A 20258-nucleotide genomic window follows, 5' to 3' on the forward strand; every position below is an offset into this window, starting at 1 on the left:
GAGTGTGGGTATTTACCATTATTAGGACTGACTCTGCGACTCCTGTCTATTCGCTGATTATATTGCCATCAGACAGGAGTTAAGACGCTATCATTAGCTTACAAGGTAGTCATGTTAACTTGCGTAGAGTCACTATTTAGACGCTTGTTCTTACGTGGGTCTTCACGCTTGAATAGATTTTCATCAAACTTGAAGCGCAATCTAAAGTAAGCCCCTTCTTGAGTACTGTCGTCGTATGCGATGTCTTCATCTTCAAAGCCCATAAAATTATAGCCAAGTGACAACCAAAGGTTGGTCATTGGGCTATAGCCCACTTCAGCACCCAGCATATAAGATAAGTCATCTGCTTGCTTATTCCAGTAAGTACCTGCTTGCAAGCCAACATCCCAACGTTCGCTAATGTCGTAGAGACCGCGACCATAAACGGCATGAGCGGTGTTGTCACTGGCAATGTTGTCTGCTTCATATTCTGTATACTTACCCGCATAGCGACCAGACAAGGTTAAGGTACGCGTTGGATGGTAGTTACCATTCCATGACCAAATGATGGTGTCTTTTTGATAAGTGTCATCCCCCGTGTTATTGTCATCCAAACGATACTCAAGCTTTGCAAGCATGTCTAGTTGATTACTGTCGTAATCACGATAAGCGGCACCAAGTTGGAAACGATTAATCGTGCGATCGCCATCATTATAGTCGATGCGCGAGTAGGTATCTTTGGCCAATAAGGTAATCTCATCGGTATAACGATAGGCAATACCTGCGCTACCCAGTAAAGTATCACTTGTCTCGCCCCAACGTTTCTCAAAGCGTCCTGATGCTTTGTAGTTTTCTTTGGCAAGATACTCAACACCAATACCTGCTGCGGTTGCCGTATTGTCTTCTTCGCCTTCAAGCGACTCAACACGCTCAAACAAGGTATTCAAGGTTAGACCTTCTTGGACATACCATTTGTTTTTTAGACCGATAGCGGCTTCGGCCTCGCGTGCACTAATAGCGTCACTCATACGGTATTCGCTATACACTTTACCATCTTTCATATAAGTGGCATCGAAACCAAAAACAGTACGTTGACGCTCATCAGTATCATCAAGACCATAAGTACCCGATAGACTGTTGATCAAATCGTGACGCGCGTACAGTCGTCCCAAGCTACCAAGAGGGGTTTCGCCGCCAATAGAAGTGGCATTACGTGCGCTGTTGTCGATATCTTGCTCATACTCTGCAAATACCAAGCTATTATTTAACTTAGGCAGGCGAGAGGTAATACGAGCACGAACCGTGGTGCCTTCGATGTCTTTGTCAGCATCACTAACGCTGTTCAATGCTGATTGGTTGATAATGTCATCATTAAATAGCGTATCGTCTGTAATATCCAAAACGTCTGTCGCCGCTTGGATATTGCGTGAAGCAGCAGTAGCATCTTGCTTATAGTAGCGTACGCCAATCTCACCGACCACATTCTCACTTAAACGCTGCTCTATGCTAGCCTGGACACCTTCGACGCTCGCCTCGGTAGTATGATCTTCGGTACGTACGCCTTCTAATTTCAACGCTGTTTTTTTGTCGTTGAATGTATGGATGACTTCTACGCCAGACTCCGTACGTCCAGCAGTAAGTGGTGATGCACCAGTGACAAACCCTTCATCTGCATCATTGTAATAAACCTTGGCACGGGTGTTTCTCTTGTTATCAAAGTCAAGCTCGACACGTAAGGCATTGCCCTCAACATTATTACCGTCTAATTCTGTGGTGTTGATCTGATTACTTGGCTGAAAATTAGGGTTCTCAGCTTTGTTCATCGCGTATTCAGCGACCAGCTTTAGCTTATCATTGAACTTGATAACGCTATTGACACTAGCCAGCTCTTCTTTGTTCAATGGGTCGTCGCTATTGATATAGCTACCACCGATAGAGATTTTATTAGTCAGTTGCTGTTTGGCAGCGATACCACCAACCAAATAGTCCTCACCACCTTCGTCGACTTCTACTGTGACACGAATGTAGATAGGATTGCCTTCGAGATCTTGACTCGCAATCGGCGATTTTAGAAACAAACTACGGCTAATCGGGTCTATCTCATAATCAGCAAAACGTGTCAGCGTTTCACGACTAATGATAAGACCAGGATTATTGGCATCACGAGTGATCACTTCAATCGTTTCAGAGTTTTCTAGTACCGCATCGAAGTTCTCAGCCAATGGATATGGACCTGAAATGCCTAAGCCACGAGTCTCATTAACGCGCTGGCTGGTACTGGTCTCTGCCAAAAACGCAGTCACGCGAGTATTATTATCTTCAAATTGCGCTTTTAAACCAGTCAACGTACGGTTGTATTGACCCAGTTCAATGCCTTCATCATTGTCAATTTGTGTCTTTAGATCGCCGTACATCGCGAATGAGCGGCCTTTATCCAAGCGCACATAGAGCTTACTGGTTGATTGCGCATCAAAGCCCTTAGCCGATGAGTCACCATAGACAGGATAGTATTCGCCAGGCTCGATATCACGGAATAATCGCTCGCCTTTTTTGTCACTGTCATAAGCCAGCGTCAGCAAATAGTCGCCACGTACTTTGCCTTTCAAGAACATCGCCGCACGACCAGATGCGGTATAGTCGTCGTTACCAGCAAAATCATTCAGCTCTTGTTCAAAGGCGCCTTGAGCATCAGTGATACTGCTACCGTCAAAGTCTTTGAGCGAAATAGCCCCTTCAACGATACCTACAGCAATGAGTGGACGCAGCTTAGCCGTAAACTGTAATGGAATGATTTGTTTGCTGCTACCCGTATCAATCACCAACTCGCCTTTGCCTGGTGCACTTGGCGCGATGACTGGTATTAATAGCTCACCACCTGATACAGTAACTTGGGTGCCGGCTTGATCTTGGCTACTGTCTTTCAGATTGATACGACCGATATTAGTATCAAGTGTAAGAGAAGTAGTACCGATATAGGGGCGATTGTCGCGATCCTTTAGACTAACGACTATCTGGTATTCGCTAATGCCGTCTGCAGCTACTAGCTGTACCTGAGTACGATAGTCGATAGATTGCAAGCTATCAGGTGTCAACACTTTAATAGTCTGCTCAGAGATGACTTTTCCGTTGATATCAGTGGCCACACCGCGTAACGTATTGCTTCCGCGTTTTAGGTCAACCGCATAATAGTCAAAAGCCGTGACATTCTGCTTTTCTTGCTTAGCAGTTTTACCTATATTTTGCTCTGATACTGCTTTGCCATTGGCGTACAAAGTAAATATTGAGCCAAGTGGTGCTTGTACCTGTATCATCTGCTTGTAAGTACTTAGCTGTTGACCTTCGCTCAAGTTGATAAACGAGACATCGTTATTGACAACTTCTTTTAAATATTCTTCGAGCTCTTTTTCTACTGGAAGTGCAACCTTTGTCACGGCCATGTCTACACGATTGGTCGCATCCCCAATCATATCGTTGACAATAGCAGAATCACAGTTGTTACCAAGGTCTAGATCACCATTGATATTACAGCCGCTAGCATCGACATTATCAGTCGTGTCGGCATCGTAGTTTGGCTCTAATGTTAGCGCTGTTTTTACCGCTTGCTCTAGCGTATCATTCTTAGTACTCACTGATTTGCTACGAGCGATTAGCTCGGCGTTCAGACGCTCAGTACTATCGCCCATGCCGCCCACAATCGCAAAATCTGCACGATGTAGCTCGCCATATTTCAAATCGACAAAACGGCTGCCAGCATCACCAGCATTACGGTTACTTTGGGTGACCAGCTCTGTTTCTCTAGGGATCGTCGTGCTATCTACTTTTAGTACGTGTGTTTTGGCACTGACCCCATAAAAGTTGTATTTACCTTCAGGATCAGTAACGATGAAGTTGCCGTTCTCCATATATATACGGACACCAGCAACCCCAAGCTCGCCGTCTTCTTTTTGCTGAATACCGTCACGGTTGATATCGTGATAGACTTTACCAACGATGATACCGTCAGTATTCATGACGCCGCGTTCTACGTCGATTTTCCACTGTGCTTCTCTTGATACTAAGCTTTGGCCTTGCTCATTGTTAGCAACTGCGATTGCGCGGTTGATACCATCACCACCTAGTGATGAAGCACCAACAAGCACACGATAAGTAATTTTTTTACTTTCGCCATTTGCCATATTGCCTAAGTTCAATACCTGATATTTACCGTCAGACTTAAACTCAGTAGTCTGTGTCTGATTGATATCGATAGCAGTCGCTGGGCTCACACGCACACTGCTATCGACATAAGCAAAACCGCGTGGTAATGCGTCTTTTAGCTGTACATCGTAAGCAGTAGCACTACCATTGTTTGTGATATTTATGGTGTAGCTGACATAATCGCCGAGCTCAGCACTTTTTACGTCACTTTCCTTTGTGACAACTAAAGTTGGATTATCATCGACAATATTGATTTGTGAGCTCAGATCACTGATATGTACGGTGAAGTCAGACGCGTTTGGCAATTCATCAGCACCAGTACCAACCGAAGGGGCGATACAGGCGTCTAAATTGACAGTCAATGTGTCGCTGTTCAACGTCTGGATGAGCTTATCGTTAATAGCATTGGCGTTATTTTGAGTGGCCGCTGATAGCTGATATTTACCCGTGTTATTACCAGTTTCTATAGCTTTGAGTGAATAGCTATCTCCAGTTATCGGCGATGTGATGGTTACCCATACTTGATCAGGCTTGTCAGTTTGTACGTTACATTGCGCATAGCTGGCACTGACATAAACATCATCATTAATTTGTGAAACAGTTTTACTTTCATCAAATTTTGGAGTGGTGAATTTGATACCAGATTCGATAATGACCAAGCTATCGGTCGCACTCACGCTGGTGACTGACGAATCTTCCAACACAACTGCACCAATCTTAATATCAGCAGTATCCCCATCCTGACCATCAGCATCTGATAACGCTTGTACAATAAGCTGAATGTTTTCACTCTGACCAAGCTTGATTTGAGCGCTCATGTTATCAAGAATAAGTTGTCTATCGCCACTGTCGACGATACCGTTGTTATTTAGGTCTTGATAAACTTTCAAATTAGATAGAGTTGGCGATACATCAAGCGTCAGCTCAACAGTCTGACTACTATAGCCAGTATTACTAAGAACATTAACCCAATTCACCAGTGTGTTGGGTGCGACAGTACGCACAGGTTGCTGAGTTAAATTAATACCGTATTCAGATAAGACAGAGGCTTTGACTTGGACTTGGTTTGAAATGCTATTCTGTTTGATAGAATTGATATTATAAGAAGCATTAGCAACGTTGTTGATAGTTTGTACGAGAGTGCTCGGTGCAGCAAACGCTATATTTGATTGCATAAGCAACATTGCAGCAGTCAGCGCAGAGATCTTCGCTGTATGCAACGTAATACGATTAGACGGTGTCATTAAAGATTTAGTCATGTGTCGCTTATCCAATAAAACATAGAAGGGTAGGATAGTAATTCTCCAGCTTGGCTCATCAAAATCAATTAGGTCAAGCTGGAGCGTTAGTCTATAAGCGTCTTTTGAAGCTTATAGACTTTGAAATATTAAATATAAATTAACGAGCGTTTTTGATCTTGATTTTAAAGGTCAAGGTGCCAACGCCCTGAGGAGCTATAGTGTAGTTACTACCAAGAACCGCAGTAGCAGAAGTACTAGCTATGCCTGCAGTAGATGAAGCAGTCGCAGAAGTAGCAGGTGAACCAGCTACTAAATCTGCACCAGCTGAAAAGTTAGACAACAAATCCGAGATGGTTAAAGCGTTAAGATTAAAACCTAACGCTGCTGAAGAAGTATTAGTCGCCTGAATACGATAGATAACACACTGATCAGGTTTCGCCTCGAGCGCAGTCTGAACAAAGGTACTTGCAGCAACCGTACCTGAACAAGTTTCATCTAATGCTTGAGACTTCACTAAAGTTAAGCCTCTAACGTTAGTCGTATCAGTTACTGAAGTAACAGCAGGTGGATTAATACCAGCAGGCGTTAGCGTTACAACAGAAGTTTCAGTGCTACCAACAGCTGCAGCATCATTAACAGTTGCAGGAGCAGCTACATTGCCCGACGACACATTGTAGTTGATCGCTAGCGTGCCACCAGGTGCAATACCATTTGGAAATTGAGCGGTTGGTAGTGTAGTGCTATTAAGAGTATATGTATTACCACCAGCAACGGTAGGTTGCAGCGTTATAGTAACCGGGGCGCCATTACCAGGCGGCGTATAAGTAGCACTAACAGGACCAGTAACAGGTCTGACAGCCGCATTATTGCCACCATCGGCAATAGTGAAAGTCAATGGGTTAGCATTGGTACCTTCAGCATCTTGACCGCTGTTAGTAATGAGAGTTGAATGAGTCGCTTGACTAGCAGTACCTGAGGCAGGGGGAACTTCTCTAGTCGTTGGATTGCTCACTACAACCGCTCGTCTGGTAAAGTTGGTCACACCAGGAGTATCTATACCAGCGCCGTTACCTTCACCCGCCTCATCAGGTATTCTAGTAACACCTACAGTGCCATCTGTGCTATCAAAAATATCATAGTCAGTACCAAGTACAGGAGTAGCAGGTAGCGGGCTAACCGGACCGATGAACTTATCGTAGACTTCTGCGTTGTTAGTTACTGAACTATTAGCAGCTGTAAACTGATTTTTATCGACATTAACCGTGAAAGTAATCGTGCGACTTGCGCCAACGGCTAAGTTCGCTACGGCAACATTGATAGCTTGTCGAGTACCAACAGTAGAGATCGTCGCGGTACCAGCACCAGTTACGGTCACGTCTGATGCTGTGCCACTAGGCAAGCTCAAACCTGCAGGAAGGACATCTCGGATGACAAAATCAGTCGCAGCAGTACTATAGTCAGTAGTTGCGTTAGTGACTACGATACTATAAGCAATCTGTGGGTTAGCGACTGTCAAATCGACAGTACTGGTCGCTGTTTTTGTAATTTTGAAGGTAGGCAATCTGACGATAGTTTGGTTTTCGTTCACCAATGTCGCACCAGGTGCATTATTAGCAGTAAAGAAAGTACTGGTCGCTGTTAATGTGCCTACACCTTTGTCATTACCGTTACGATCGTCTGGCGTAGCTGCTTCGTAGCTTAAGTTAGCTCTAGTACCTGGCTGTAGTCTAATAGTACCACCATTGGCTAGGGTACCTGTCTCCGCTTGAGTTCCTAAAGCGGTGCGCTGAGCAGGAGTCAAAGCAGTGCCATCTGCTTGTACAATAGTAAACGTAACAGGCGCAGTACCTAAAGCATAGTCTGGAGCAGCTGTTACTAGGGCTGAGTCATTACCTGTGGTATTAACGGTATAGGTATCCGTCACGTTACCCGTATTGGTTAAAGCATGAGTAAAGGTAGTCGTACCACCTGGCGTAGCAGTTCTATTAACAGCAGTATCGTTACCAATGCTACCATCATCAACAGTCGATACGAGTGCAAAGTTAGCTGTTTCGCTAACGCTGACAGTCACAATGTTAGAAGTAACGTTTGGCTGAGCAATACCAGCAACGCTATAGTTTGCGGTTGCGACGTTGGTAATCGGTGCCGCTCCTGCACTAATACCACCAGTAGTATTAGGAGTAGCTGCATTAGCGGCAGTAGAGATACCCATTGCAGCCACAACACCTACGGCTAATACTGAATATTTAAAAGAATTTGGTTTCATGCAGTAGATCTCCGAAAGATTAAATCAGTAAGGATGAAGGGTTATTTATTAACGACAGTATTAAGGGCAACAGCTGCTGCCTTTTTTGCGGGTAGTAATTTGATGTTCCAGCGTAGCGTACGGTATTCGGAATAGGGTACTTTGACCATCTTGCCATCGACTTTGCGCATGAGCGGCATATCAGCGTAGTTCTTACCATCAGTGCTGGCTTGTGCGCTGGCTGGCATCGCATCGCCAGTAAAGGTCATGTTGGCAGGAATGGGTAGAGTTACCATCAGATCATTAATATCTTCATTAATGGTATTGGTATAAGTTGCCTTGTATTGGATGACAGTACCTGCTGGTGCGGTACGTACTGCCGTATAGACTGTCTTACCGTCAGCATTTTTGATGACTTGATTGGCAGTCAGTTCCATCTTTAGAGCATCTTCAGCATGCGCGAAGCCTAACATGCTAGTAGAAGCAACCGTTGCTAACAGAACATTGCGTAGAATCTTGAAACGTTTCATATAAAATCCTTTCTTATACCGTTGCTATCATTGGGATACAGATGCTTTGGGCTACAGTGAAGCTGTCTATAATTTGATATCAGGATCGTCTGTAAAAAGCAAACACCTCCCTTTAAGCTATTGTCACGTAACCAATACAAACTTTCATTATAAAGACGACAAATGGTATTTCGAGATGACCAAACGGTAAAAGCCCTATCAAAGAAGATAGGGCTTGATTGAGTACTTAGTAATTTGATACACAGGTGTTTAGTTACTAATGGTAGTACCATATTTAGTATTAAAACGAATTGCCTGACGGCGAGTGGCTGTAGTAGCACCTAAGGAAAAAGTATTGGTGGTCACTGTACCGTTGTTACCAATAGATACCGAGTTTGTTGCAAATGATGGAGTGCCACTATTTTCACCAATAGGTGTTGGATTAACTAAGGTAGAGGTAATTAGCGAATTATTAGAGTCGTTTTTACTCTGTAGCGTATCCTTGATAACAATATCTGTCAGAGAAACATTACCTCGATTGATGGCTTCAATTCTATAAGCGATACATTGCCCTGGCACAATGCCAGATATTGGTTTTATACTATACGCGCTGCTAGCACTACCTTCATAATTGACACCAATTGTGGCAAGGTTATTTAGACTACAGTCATGAACATACTGACTCTTGATCAATACCAATGCAGCATTTTCTTGGATAACATCACCGAAATCATTGCTAGGATAGTTGTACTGACTATTGATAATGTTTATTTGTCGTACATCGCTTGTCGTGTCTACAGAATATGCATAATTGCTAGGTTCATTCTGAGTGACACAGAGTCTTGTGTAACTGCCAACTTGTGCAGATGTCAAATTAAAGCTGTAGGTACCGTCACTATTAATATTCACTGTTTGAGGCGAAAACGTCCCACTATCACCAGCACACTTATTCAAAGTAATGGTGTGACCAGTGGTAAAGGGGATTCCAGATTCAGTTGGTGAGTCATATCTACCATTAAAATAAAGGCTGTTATTTAAATATTTAGCAGAAACATCATCTTTGGCTGGAGATGTAATTTGACCGTTATCGTTAAATACAGTACCTGAAAAGATATAATTGGATCTATCATTTGTGATTGTACATATCCAACTATCTCCGTACGTAAGCTTTAGATTTTTTGGATCTAAAGTGGTAACGGTTGTACCATCCGATCTTCTGCATGCATATGACGCCGTATAATCTGCTAGGTTGGTCGTTCCTGAAACGGCTTCAGTCAATGTATAGGTCTTGGCAGGATTCACCTTAAAGGTTCCTGTAGTACCTGTTCCCGTAGTAACTGTATTACCTGAACCCGACGTAGTAACTGAGTTGATACCACTGGTAACAACCGAGTTATCTGCATTATCCTTGATTTGAACAGTAAATTGATCGGTATTTGTTTTACGAGAAGAAGAGAGCACTTTAGTATATGTTAGACGCGGCTGTGGCAGGTAGCAGTAACCATCAAATACAATGTTGATCAACTGGTCACCAGGGTTACCCACAGTGCCAGTAGTATTATCGTAGTATTCTAGGTTAGGGTTATTGCCATAAGACACATCCACTCTAACGATAGGTTGATTAAAAGTAACTGATACTTTACATCTTTCGTCTACAGAATCTGTACTACACAAAACGCTACCGGTAGTGGTGGTTTGACGATAGGGTGCCGTAGTCGTTATTCCGGCGCCTCTATACGTTAAAGTTGGCGTCACACTAGTACCTGCACTAGTAAAACCAGTGATGGTCACTTGGTCAGAAAACTCGAAATACCTAGTATTTAGTGTTGTTCCTCCGTTTCCTGTACCTGTACCTAGATAGTTCACATCTATATCATAAATACTTAAGCTGACATTGGTAAGGGCTTGAGACTCGTTGGTAAAACTATTTTTAAAGGTATATGAGGCCGTACGAGATGATGCTTTGTTAGTAAAATCCTGAAAAAATTCAAATGATTGAAGGTTGCCCGCTAGCGTTTTAGGTCTATAAAAATTTGAGCCACCTGCATCTAAACTGCCAGTAGTAATCAAACTGTTAGAAGCAACAGTGTAACTTTCACTTTTAAGACCACTTAAAAGTTGGTTTACACCAAGAATAGGGGGCGATGCTGTCGATCCTAAGTTGCTGTAATCAGTGCTTGCAAACTCATCAGACACAAAGTTAGCAGGGCAAGTTGTAATTGCTGCAAAAGCCAAATAGTTGGGCAGTAGTACCAACAAAGACGGTAAGGCTATCCAACGTGTTACTCTCGACTTAAAAGCTGACAGTTCAATAGACGAATTCATAATAGCTCCGAGAGTAAGAATGGAATTTAGATATGGCTTTGTGATAAGCATAATGTCTAAGTGACAATTAATATACAAAAATGAGACGAAAGTCTATTTATAGGGTATGAATAGCATAAAATTTTACTCAAATAATATCTAATTAGAAACACAAACTGTCACTACAGAGACGATATTAATTTTTATATATTCAGCAAGGTTGAATAGATGCAGTTTAGCAAGTGATCAATAGTCATTTTTAAAAAAACTAATCATTATTTATTTAAAAAATACTTGTTATTTATCCATTTCTCTACAGCCATAAACAATTGCCTCGCAAACGCTTATAATAGAGTGTCAAAATCATTCATGACTGAATATACAGGGACAACAGTATGATCTGTTTTGTAGTTTCGTCCATTTGACGCATACGTCAATTCTCAGTGGCACTATTTTGTATAATCTAGCTGTACCTCACCGTATGAAAGGGAATGCTTGGACATAGCAAGGAAGTCATAAGTAAACCGATATCTCACTTCACACCAGTATTTAACAAAGCCCTACCGTCTAGATAGGTAGGTATGACTGATATAAAAGGATCGACAACAATGAATTATTACAAGGATGCTGATAGCACCGAGACCAAAGAGTGGCTACAAGCCTTTGAGTCTGTTCTCAAACATGCAGATAAGGATCGCGCTCAGTTTCTTCTAAAAGCCTTGTACAATATGGCTGTTCAAGAAGGGTTACCATTTAATAGATTGGATACCGCGTATATTAATAGTATCGCTGTTGAAGACGAACCAATGTATCCAGGCGATCTTGGTATGGAGCGTAAGATTCGTGCGTTGATTCGTTATAACGCTTTGGCAATGGTCATGCGTGCCAACAAAAACGATGATGATTTGGGTGGTCATTTAGCGTCATTCGCCTCTAGTGCCACGCTTTATGAAACAGGATTCAACCATTTTTTCCGTGCGGCAAGTGATCACTTCGGTGGTGACATGATTTATTATCAAGGTCACTCAGCACCAGGTATCTATGCACGTTCTTATTTAGAAGGTCGTCTAACTGAAGATCAGCTCGATAATTTCCGCCGTGAAGTGGGTGGTAAAGGCTTATCAAGCTATCCACATCCATATTTGATGCCTGATTATTGGCAGTTCCCAACGGTATCGATGGGTCTAGGTCCGATCATGTCGATCTACCATGCTCACGTGCATCGTTATATGGAAAACCGCAAACTGTTAGAGAAAGAAGGTCGTAAAATTTGGGCGTTCTTAGGTGACGGTGAGACGGATGAGCCAGAAAGCCTGGGTGCAATCTCTCTTGCGGGCCGTGAAAAGTTGGATAACCTCATTTGGGTGGTCAACTGTAACTTGCAGCGTCTTGATGGCCCAGTACGTGGTAATGGTAAAATTATTCAAGAGCTGGAGTCGGTATTCCGCGGTGCTGGCTGGCGTGTGATTAAAGTCATTTGGGGTGGTAAATGGGATAGCCTGCTTGCCAATGATGATACTGGCGTGCTCAAACATCGTATGGAAGAAGTGGTCGATGGTGAGTACCAGCTATATGAAGCGCGTACGCCTGAGTTTACTCGCAAAGAATTCTTTGGTAAATATCCTGAATTAAAAGAAATGGCAGATGCATTGACTGATGAAGACATTGCACGCCTAAACCGTGGTGGTCATGATCCACAAAAAGTGTATGCTGCGTTTAGCGAAGCGATGAAAACCAAAGGTCAGCCAACGGTCGTACTGGTCAAAACTGTCAAAGGCTATGGTTTGTCTAGCACAACACAAGCGGTCAATAAATCGCATCAAATCAAGAAACTTGATCAAGAGGCGCTCGTTTATTTCCGTGATCGTTTTGATTTGCCATTTACCGATGAGCAATTAGAGACCCTACCATTCTACCGTCCTGAAGAAGGGTCGGCAGAGATGAAGTATCTAAAAGGTCGCCGTGAAGCACTGGGTGGTCATCTGCCAAACCGCCGCAGTGGCCATATTCCGCTGAACATTCCTGAGCTGTCGATATTTGATCGCGTCTTAAAAGGCAGTAACGGTAAAGAACAATCAACGACGATGGTATTCGTGCGTTTGTTATCAGCGATGCTGAAAAACAAAGACATCCAAGATCGCGTGGTACCAATCGTACCAGACGAAGCGCGTACCTTTGGTTTGGAAGGTATGTTCCGTCAATTGGGTATTTATTCTGCAGTTGGACAGAAATATACGCCAGAAGATAGCGAAGCATTGATGGGCTACAAAGAAGCCATCGATGGTCATATGCTAGAAGAAGGTATCAACGAAGCGGGTGCGATGAGTACTTGGATTGCCTTAGCAACCAGTTACTCTGTGAACGCGTTGCCAATGATTCCGATGTACATCTATTACTCGATGTTTGGCTTCCAGCGCATCGGTGATTTGGCTTGGGCAGCAGGTGACTGTCAGGCACAAGGCTTCTTATTAGGGGCTACCGCGGGTCGTACGACTTTGAATGGTGAAGGCTTGCAGCATCAAGATGGTCATTCACAGATTTTATTTAACGTGGTACCAAACTGCGTGACCTATGATCCTTGCTATGGTTATGAGCTGGCGGTTGTCGTACATGATGGCCTACGCCGTATGTATGGAGAAGGCGAGCGCGTTTATTATTACCTAACGCTAATGAACGAAAACTACGACCAGCCTGCCATGCCAGAAGGCGCTGAGGAAGGTATCAAGCGCGGTATGTATTTACTTGAAGACAACGGCTCAACTCAGGTACAGCTATTGGGTTCAGGCGTGATCTTACGTGAAGTACAAAAAGCGGCTCAGATTCTAAAAGATGAGTTCAATATCACATCAAACGTTTGGAGTGTCACCAGCTTCAACGAGTTGACTCGTGATGGTATGGTTTGTGACGACTACAACCGTCTACATCCAATGGATGAAGAAAAAGTGCCATGGGTTACTGAGCAATTAGCACCGCACGAAGGTATCGTAGTTGCAGCAACCGACTACATGCGTAACTACTCAGAACAGATCCGTGCTTGGTTACCAGACAACCGCCCTTATACCACGCTTGGTACAGATGGCTATGGCCGCTCTGATACTCGTGAAAACTTACGCAGCTTCTTCAACGTTGATGCGGCTCACATCGTTGTTGCTACGCTTAAGCGCTTAGCGGATGAGGGCGAAGTGGAAATGCGTTTGGTGAAAGATGCGATTTCAAGCTTAGGCATCGATGCGGATCAGCCACCTGCATGGCACCAACAGTCTTATTATGATCATTCTCCAGATGCACCTGCGCCAGGCAAAGTTAACCCAAGTCCTGTGCCTGAGTTCGTTGCTGAAGACGATGAAGAAATCAGCGATGAAGGCCGCGCCGAAGATCAAGCAGATGCGACCTTGCTCAATGACGGTGATGTCAAAGAATAATAATCATAAGACTAGGAGATAAAACATGGACATTAAAGCCCCCGATTTGGGTGTCGATAGTGCTGAAGTCAGCGAAATTATGGTAGCAGTGGGTGATGTCATCGCAAAAGATGACAACATCGTTCTGCTAGAGTCTGACAAAGCTTCAGTTGAAGTACCAAGCTCTGCTGCTGGTAAAGTCACCAAAATCAATATTGCCATTGGCGATCAAGTCAGCGAAGGCATGGTATTGATCGAAGTAGAGAGTGCTGACGCAAGCGATGATAATGACGACACTGCCGAAGAAGTTACTGAGGCAGAACAAACAGACGATAATAATGAAGACGTACCTGTTGAAGATGACGCAGATGCAGAACAAGCGACTGATGATGCTGGCGAAGGCGCATCGACTACCCATGCACTGCCAGACATAGGCGTTGATGAAGCGCAAGTGGCTGAGATTATGGTGAGTGTAGGCGACACGGTCAGTGCAGATGAGTCTATCTTACTGATTGAGTCAGACAAAGCCTCAGTCGAAGTGCCTGCACCAGAAGCAGGTGTGGTCGAAAAAATCTTGGTTAATGCTGGTGATACTGTTGCCAACGGTCAAGACTTTATCGTTATTAAAGCAGCAGGTACTCCTAAGGCAAAACCAAAAGCGGATACTGCTAAAACTGAAGATAAAGCGGACAAACCTAAGCCTGCACCGAAAGCTGAAAGCAAGTCACAGCCAGGCCCAACAGGCGAGCCAAAGCAAGCACCTGCGCCGACCTCAACTGCTGCGCCTGCGGGCAAAAAATTGAGCGAAGCGGAAGTGAATGAAAAGTTGGTTGATGTATATGCAGGTCCTGCTGTACGTAAACTGGCTCGTCAGCTTGGCGTGGATATCACACAGGTAAATGGTTCAGCGCTAAACGATCGCATTCTAAAAGAAGATCTGTTTGCGCATGTTAAAAACCGTTTGACCACCCAACAAGCAGCGCCAGCTGCTCAGGGCGCTGTTAGCTCAGGTCTGCCAAAGCTGCCTGATATGAGCAACGTTGAGATCTGGGGCGAAACAGAAACCCAAGATTTAAGCCGCTTGCAAAAAGTGTCAATCCCGCAGTTGAACTACAATACGTATCTACCGCAAGTGACACAGTTTGATTTGTCTGATATCACCGAAACTGAAAAACTACGCGGTGAGCTAAAAGGTGACATGAAGGCGCAAGGTATTGGCCTGACTATTTTGGCTTTTATTGTTAAAGCAACTGCTTACGCTTTGACCCAGCACCCACGCTTTAACAGTCATTTGAGTGATGACAATACGCAAGTGATTTTGCGTAAGAGTGTTAACATGGGTATTGCGGTTGCGACTGATGACGGCCTAGTGGTTCCTGTGATTAAAAATGCACAGGACAAAGGCATCAAGCAGATCGCCATCGAAATTGGTGAGTTGGCAGGCAAAGCACGCGATAAAAAGCTCACTACTAAAGACATGCAAGGTGCCAGCTTTACCATCTCAAGCCAAGGTATCTTGGGTGGTACAGCATTCACGCCACTGGTTAACTGGCCACAAGTGGGTATCTTGGGCGCCTCAGAAGCGACTATGCAGCCTGTTTGGAACGCGGCTAAGCAGACTTTTGAGCCGCGCTTGATGCTGCCATTGTCATTGTCTTATGACCACCGCGTCATCAACGGTGCGGATGCAGCGGTATTTACGCGTTATGTAGCGACCTTGCTCGCTGATCCACGCCGTATTTTGCTATAGCTGATACGCTACTCTAAAAGCTAAAATCAAAAAAAAGACTGCCTAAGAGTGGTCTTTTTTTTGAGCAGTACTGTATTTGAAATAAGTAAATGTTAGCCATAAAAAAGCCAGCATCAGCGCTGGCTTTTCATACTTAAATAATCGAGGTTAATACGGTTTGTGATTAAAACTGTTTAACAAATGCAACGCCATATACCCAAGGGCTGATATCGATTTCACCGATGTCACTGCCATCTAAAGTAGCATCTGTTTTGATGTCCATATAACGCGCATCGATACGGAAAGCTTCAGTTGGAGCGAAAGGAATGTCCAAACCGACATGACCAGCCACACCAACGCTATCATCAAGATCTAAATCACCACCGGTAGAGATTCTTTCTTTAAAAAAGGTCGTATAGTTCACGCCAACACCAACGAATGGTTTGATATTCATTGGCATGTTGTCAGAGTCAAAGTGATATTGCACAGAAAGAGTCGGTGGTAAATGTTGGGTTTTACCTGTTAAAACTTGTGTGCCATCAGCACTGTTTAGATCAAAATCATGATGAAATGGAAGTGCTGCGAGTAGCTCAACACCGATATTGTTGGCGATGAAATACTCACCACTGATAGTTGGTTGTATATCGCCGTCAACATCAACAGACAAACCATTATCTAGAGTGCCATTATCACTTTTAGGGTCAACATAATGTGCACCAGCCGCAATAGACCAAGTGCCAGCAGGTACAGCGAAAGCAGTGGTCATAGTAAAGGCAGTGGCAGCGGCTAAAACTAGGGATTGTAGTTTCATGATTTGGTTCCTTAATATATTAAAAGGCTATCAGTGTTGAATGAGGGATGACATTGCACACTGATACATAATGTTATAATGGATGATAAAGCGGTAACATTATGACTCTATTATAGTATAAAACCACAATTACTGTAAGGTTTTAATTATACTTTACTAAGTTTTATTTAATTATTTATAGTAACCGCGATAACTGTATAATTATTTTGATTATTTAAAAAAATGATTATTGTGAGGTAGGGTATAAGCGTGTTGTGATACTCTGAAAATAGATAGCTAAGAATTATATTAATGATTGTTAATGTCTAAACGGTAGAATTGGAAGTAAATGGTGATGGCTTACTGAATTAATATTCATGATATGACAAGAGGCGTAATATATTATGCTCGGTTATTGTAGCAACTCTCCACTACGCTGTGAGAATGCGCGTTCTGCAAAGATACTGAATCAGGTAGATTCTTGTTGCCCTGAATGTCATTTGTTTTTGGTGCCTGCACAGGATATAACCCAGCAATTGCTTGCTGATGAGCAATTTTTACGGTTTTCTGTTTTAGTAATCGTATTGGTGCTATTAATAGCAGTCTATGTTCACTATTTGCATATCACATGAGGGTTGATTGTGGTTGGTGCTCAACGAGCCAGTGTTTGTATTGGCAATTTTGAACTACTTCTATTTCTATCTTAATCCTGATTAAGATGAGCTGTCTTGTACTAGAGCTTTCAAGTCATATCTTACGATAGTGACTTTATTTTATCTATATAACACCGGTATTTCACCGAATAGGGATGGCATGCTACTCAAATCTATAAGGCGCCTGCGTCATTTTGTTTATGATACTTTGCAAAATGATGAACATGACACTTTGTTTAGCCGCTATATTGATTATTTTCTCATATTCCTGATTATGACTAATGTGGCAGCTGTGATTGCCGAGTCAGTTGATAGCTGGTATTACCCTTATCAAGATTATTTTACTTGGTTCGAAAACTTCTCTATTGTGATCTTTTCTATTGAATATTTGCTGCGACTATGGAGTGTTGCTGAAGCCAAACCGGACAATACAACGTGGAAACAGCGTTGGGATTGGGTGAGAAGTCCTTCCGCGCTCATTGATTTGGTAGCCATTGTTCCAGCCTTCTTAAACTTCTTCGTCAATATTGATCTGCGTTTCTTACGTATTTTGCGTTTATTCCGTATTCTCAAACTGACCCGCTATTTTGCGTCCATGCGTATCCTTTTGGTGGTCATCAGTAAAGAACGCGGCTCGTTTCAAGCGGTTATTTTCATATTAATTATTATGATTGTGACCGCCTCGAGTGGGATTTATTTGGTTGAAAACCATGCGCAGCCAGAAGAGTTTGAGTCAATACCCAAGGCGATGTGGTGGGCTGTGGTAACGCTCACGACCGTGGGTTATGGGGATGTCACACCAATCACTAATGCTGGCAAGATATTGGGTGCTATTATTACGATATTGGGTGTGGGTCTAGCAGCACTGCCTGCAGGTATTTTGGCAACGGGTCTTGCAAATGAGTTGGCTCAGCGCCGTGAAGAGCTGGAGCAGCATTTTCGTGAGCAGTTGATCGATAGCGATTTTGATTTGGTACAAAATCAGATGATGATTGATAAGATTCGCCGAGAGCTAGGATTAGATAAAGAGCAAGCGCAAAATATCGTACTACAAGTACTGCGTGAACAAGAACTTGAGCGGCGAGAAAGAGAAGTAGAAGTGCGTCAAAAGAATTTTTGCCCGCATTGCGGTGAGGTTTTATAGCTCAGTATCTATCAGGCAATCATAGAAATTTATGCTTAAGATTTCTAGAAGTACATATGTTTGGCGGGAAAAATAAAAGGGTACTGTGTGATTGAGACGCAGTACCCTTTTTAGATTTTATGATCGACTGACGCTATATTCCTTGAGGAATCGGTAGCGCCCGTGCCAACTCATGTGCGACTTCTTGCGCCGCGTTAGATAAGTCTTCAGCGCTCAATGGTAAGTTTTGTAGGGTTAAATGCCAGTCATCAACGGATCGGCGCAAATGAGCCACCCAAAGCGTCTTACAATCACGTGGGAGCTGCTTTAGGTTGACTTCAAAACAGCGGTTACCCTCATCATCACTCAAATGAATCTCACCTTTTTTGACCCTAGAGAGTGAGTGCCCGTGATAGGAGTTGGCAATCAAAGCGATATGAGTGATATGCAAGGGAATTTCCTCTAGCTCTAGTCTAATTTGTTCTTGATCAAGCGGAGCCAAATACATGGCTTGCTCTCCGCGATCCTTACCGTTTAGACTGTCTCCTTGATGCTTGACGGATTCAGCTTTGTCACGTAATTGTTTGAACCAGACGATATCACTAATGATGCAATTGTCATCGTACAAGACGCAAGCCAAGTCGATATCTACCGCGCTTTTGTCCTTTTTAAAACGCTTCAACAACCCTTTCGGCTCGATCTTAGTAAATTCATAGTTGAGTGCAAAAAATAACGTTCCCGTATCCAAGCCCAGTCCTCTTAAACTGTCGGAAAGCAGCGGTGATGGGGCAGTGGTCGGCATAATATTCCTTTTTAATTTTTAGTGGTTAACGATTATTGTCATTCGAGTGTTATTCGTTATTTGTCATTGCAGGTTGGTCCAATACCGCTTGATAAAGGAGTGCAGGCTTGGCGTCCAACAGTCCACTGCCAAAACCACGTAACCACCAAACCAGCTGTGAGGTCAAATTAACAGTCGCTTTTATCGTCAGGGTGTCGTCGTCGTTTGATATAACGATTTGATCATCACTCAGCTTGCTCTCAGTGAGGCTTCTGCCTGCTTGTTGCGTAAATTGTAGCTCAACAGCTGTATTTTTACCACGCTCAGCCAGTTCACCAAACAACGGATGGCTAAAGCCCATGCTGCCTTCATCCAAATAAGTATCGAGCTGAAAGTTATCTGGTGTCTGTGCTGCACTCTCTAAAATCTCGACTCTATCAAATCGATGCAGCGCAAAAGTGCGGATGGTGGCTTTTGGATCATCGGTACGAGTCGCCAGTAGGTAAATAATCACGCCACGCTGGATAATGGCAATAGGATTTAGCGTGTATTCGCTGGCCTCTGACTTATTGCTGCGAGTGTAGCAGGCATTGATTTGTAGCTGATAAAACAATGCATGGTAAATGTTGTCTTTGCTATCTAAATCTATATCTGGGGCAATAAGTGGCTGGGTAGCAGGTTCGATACGCACGCGGTCTATCCATGAATGCGTGACTTTACTGTTTTTGAGCTGTCGTCTTGCTAGATCAAACCACGGGAATAGCTCATCTAAAATCACAGGCGGCAATAGCTGAGTGAGATTGGCCTCAACCATGTTAAAAGCAACTGCTTGCGATAGATTCATATGCGGCAAGCTTTGCAGCGGCGCATCTTCTTTCCAGCGCCAACCTTGTGGATTGGCGTTGTTTTTTTCGATAGGAAAGCGTTTGGCCAATGCGTTTAAATCACGTTGCACGGTACGCAGGCTGATGTCAAAACCGGCCATCATGAGCTGTTCATAAATATGAGTCGTACCTACCCATCGATTGCGCTGTAGCTGTGACAGTACTTGCCATTGACGAGCCGTTGTCGCTGCCCCGTGACGATTATCTTGGCTCTCTTTTAACACATCATTTTCTGCCGCCTTTATTGCAATCGCTTGCTCATCAGAATCTGACTGAGCTTGGATGTTTTCGGCGTTAGTAGAATGTACAGTCATTAAAAAATACCCTTTATAAAGTCACAGGTTATTGTTCTACAGATTTTGGCTGGTTGTTTATCATCTCAGAAAAGTATCAAAGCGTCTAGGGACGTTCGTATACATTTA

The 20258-nt window shown here is 43.4% G+C and carries 10 protein-coding genes; 3 read left to right on the forward strand and 7 right to left on the reverse strand.

The features are described 5' to 3' along the window. Nucleotides 1-98: 98 nt before the first annotated feature. The 4 genes from I3255_RS05045 to I3255_RS05060 form a co-directional block, all read right to left on the reverse strand. On the reverse strand, nucleotides 99-5435 hold the full coding sequence (locus I3255_RS05045) for an SdrD B-like domain-containing protein (protein ID WP_238037485.1): 5337 nt from the start codon (nucleotides 5433-5435) through the stop codon (nucleotides 99-101). A gap of 139 nt (nucleotides 5436-5574) precedes the next feature. After that, on the reverse strand, nucleotides 5575-7683 hold the full coding sequence (locus tag I3255_RS05050; RefSeq protein WP_238037486.1) for a DUF11 domain-containing protein: 2109 nt from the start codon (nucleotides 7681-7683) through the stop codon (nucleotides 5575-5577). A 41-nt stretch (nucleotides 7684-7724) separates the two neighbouring features. Next, the gene (locus I3255_RS05055; protein ID WP_238037487.1) at nucleotides 7725-8192 is read right to left on the reverse strand and encodes a hypothetical protein; all 468 of its coding nucleotides are present in this window, start codon (nucleotides 8190-8192) and stop codon (nucleotides 7725-7727) included. A gap of 249 nt (nucleotides 8193-8441) precedes the next feature. Beyond that, nucleotides 8442-10496 (reverse strand): hypothetical protein, encoded by a 2055-nt coding sequence (locus I3255_RS05060; RefSeq protein WP_238037488.1) that lies wholly within the window; start codon nucleotides 10494-10496, stop codon nucleotides 8442-8444. Nucleotides 10497-11083: 587 nt separating this feature from the next. On the opposite strand from I3255_RS05060, the gene aceE reads away from it, so the two are divergent. Further along, nucleotides 11084-13897: a pyruvate dehydrogenase (acetyl-transferring), homodimeric type gene (aceE, locus tag I3255_RS05065; protein ID WP_238037491.1), complete on the forward strand. Its 2814-nt coding sequence runs from the start codon at nucleotides 11084-11086 to the stop codon at nucleotides 13895-13897. 25 nt (nucleotides 13898-13922) lie between these two features. Continuing rightward, nucleotides 13923-15626, forward strand: a complete 1704-nt coding sequence (locus I3255_RS05070) for a 2-oxo acid dehydrogenase subunit E2 (protein WP_238037493.1) — start codon at nucleotides 13923-13925, stop codon at nucleotides 15624-15626. Between the two features lie 163 nt (nucleotides 15627-15789). On the opposite strand, the gene I3255_RS05075 is transcribed toward I3255_RS05070, so the two are convergent. After that, nucleotides 15790-16416 (reverse strand): OmpW family outer membrane protein, encoded by a 627-nt coding sequence (locus I3255_RS05075; protein WP_238037501.1) that lies wholly within the window; start codon nucleotides 16414-16416, stop codon nucleotides 15790-15792. 792 nt (nucleotides 16417-17208) lie between these two features. Here I3255_RS05075 and I3255_RS05080 point away from each other — a divergent pair. Next, on the forward strand, nucleotides 17209-18192 hold the full coding sequence (locus I3255_RS05080; protein ID WP_238037503.1) for an ion transporter: 984 nt from the start codon (nucleotides 17209-17211) through the stop codon (nucleotides 18190-18192). A 133-nt stretch (nucleotides 18193-18325) separates the two neighbouring features. Here the strand turns inward: I3255_RS05080 and I3255_RS05085 are convergent, their stop codons facing one another. Both I3255_RS05085 and I3255_RS05090 read right to left on the reverse strand, forming a co-directional pair. Next, nucleotides 18326-18973 carry a TerD family protein gene (locus I3255_RS05085; protein ID WP_238037504.1) on the reverse strand — a complete coding sequence of 216 codons (648 nt, stop codon included), beginning with the start codon at nucleotides 18971-18973 and terminating at the stop codon, nucleotides 18326-18328. Nucleotides 18974-19022: 49 nt separating this feature from the next. Further along, a complete protein-coding gene (locus I3255_RS05090) occupies nucleotides 19023-20150 on the reverse strand; it encodes a WYL domain-containing protein (RefSeq protein ID WP_238037506.1) in 1128 nt (375 codons plus the stop codon). Nucleotides 20151-20258: the final 108 nt, after the last annotated feature.

It is taken from the genome of Psychrobacter sp. Ps6 (assembly GCF_022129235.1).
Classification (GTDB): Bacteria; Pseudomonadota; Gammaproteobacteria; order Pseudomonadales; family Moraxellaceae; genus Psychrobacter.

What these genes read in the sequence shown, in the direction of transcription:
- I3255_RS05045 (WP_238037485.1), bottom strand. Translation starts at nt 5,435, where the DNA reads ATGACTAAATCTTTAATGACACCGTCTAATCGTATTACGTTGCATACA.
- I3255_RS05050 (WP_238037486.1), bottom strand. Translation starts at nt 7,683, where the DNA reads ATGAAACCAAATTCTTTTAAATATTCAGTATTAGCCGTAGGTGTTGTG.
- I3255_RS05055 (WP_238037487.1), bottom strand. Translation starts at nt 8,192, where the DNA reads ATGAAACGTTTCAAGATTCTACGCAATGTTCTGTTAGCAACGGTTGCT.
- I3255_RS05060 (WP_238037488.1), bottom strand. Translation starts at nt 10,496, where the DNA reads ATGAATTCGTCTATTGAACTGTCAGCTTTTAAGTCGAGAGTAACACGT.
- aceE (WP_238037491.1), top strand. Translation starts at nt 11,084, where the DNA reads ATGAATTATTACAAGGATGCTGATAGCACCGAGACCAAAGAGTGGCTA.
- I3255_RS05070 (WP_238037493.1), top strand. Translation starts at nt 13,923, where the DNA reads ATGGACATTAAAGCCCCCGATTTGGGTGTCGATAGTGCTGAAGTCAGC.
- I3255_RS05075 (WP_238037501.1), bottom strand. Translation starts at nt 16,416, where the DNA reads ATGAAACTACAATCCCTAGTTTTAGCCGCTGCCACTGCCTTTACTATG.
- I3255_RS05080 (WP_238037503.1), top strand. Translation starts at nt 17,209, where the DNA reads ATGCTACTCAAATCTATAAGGCGCCTGCGTCATTTTGTTTATGATACT.
- I3255_RS05085 (WP_238037504.1), bottom strand. Translation starts at nt 18,973, where the DNA reads ATGCCGACCACTGCCCCATCACCGCTGCTTTCCGACAGTTTAAGAGGA.
- I3255_RS05090 (WP_238037506.1), bottom strand. Translation starts at nt 20,150, where the DNA reads ATGACTGTACATTCTACTAACGCCGAAAACATCCAAGCTCAGTCAGAT.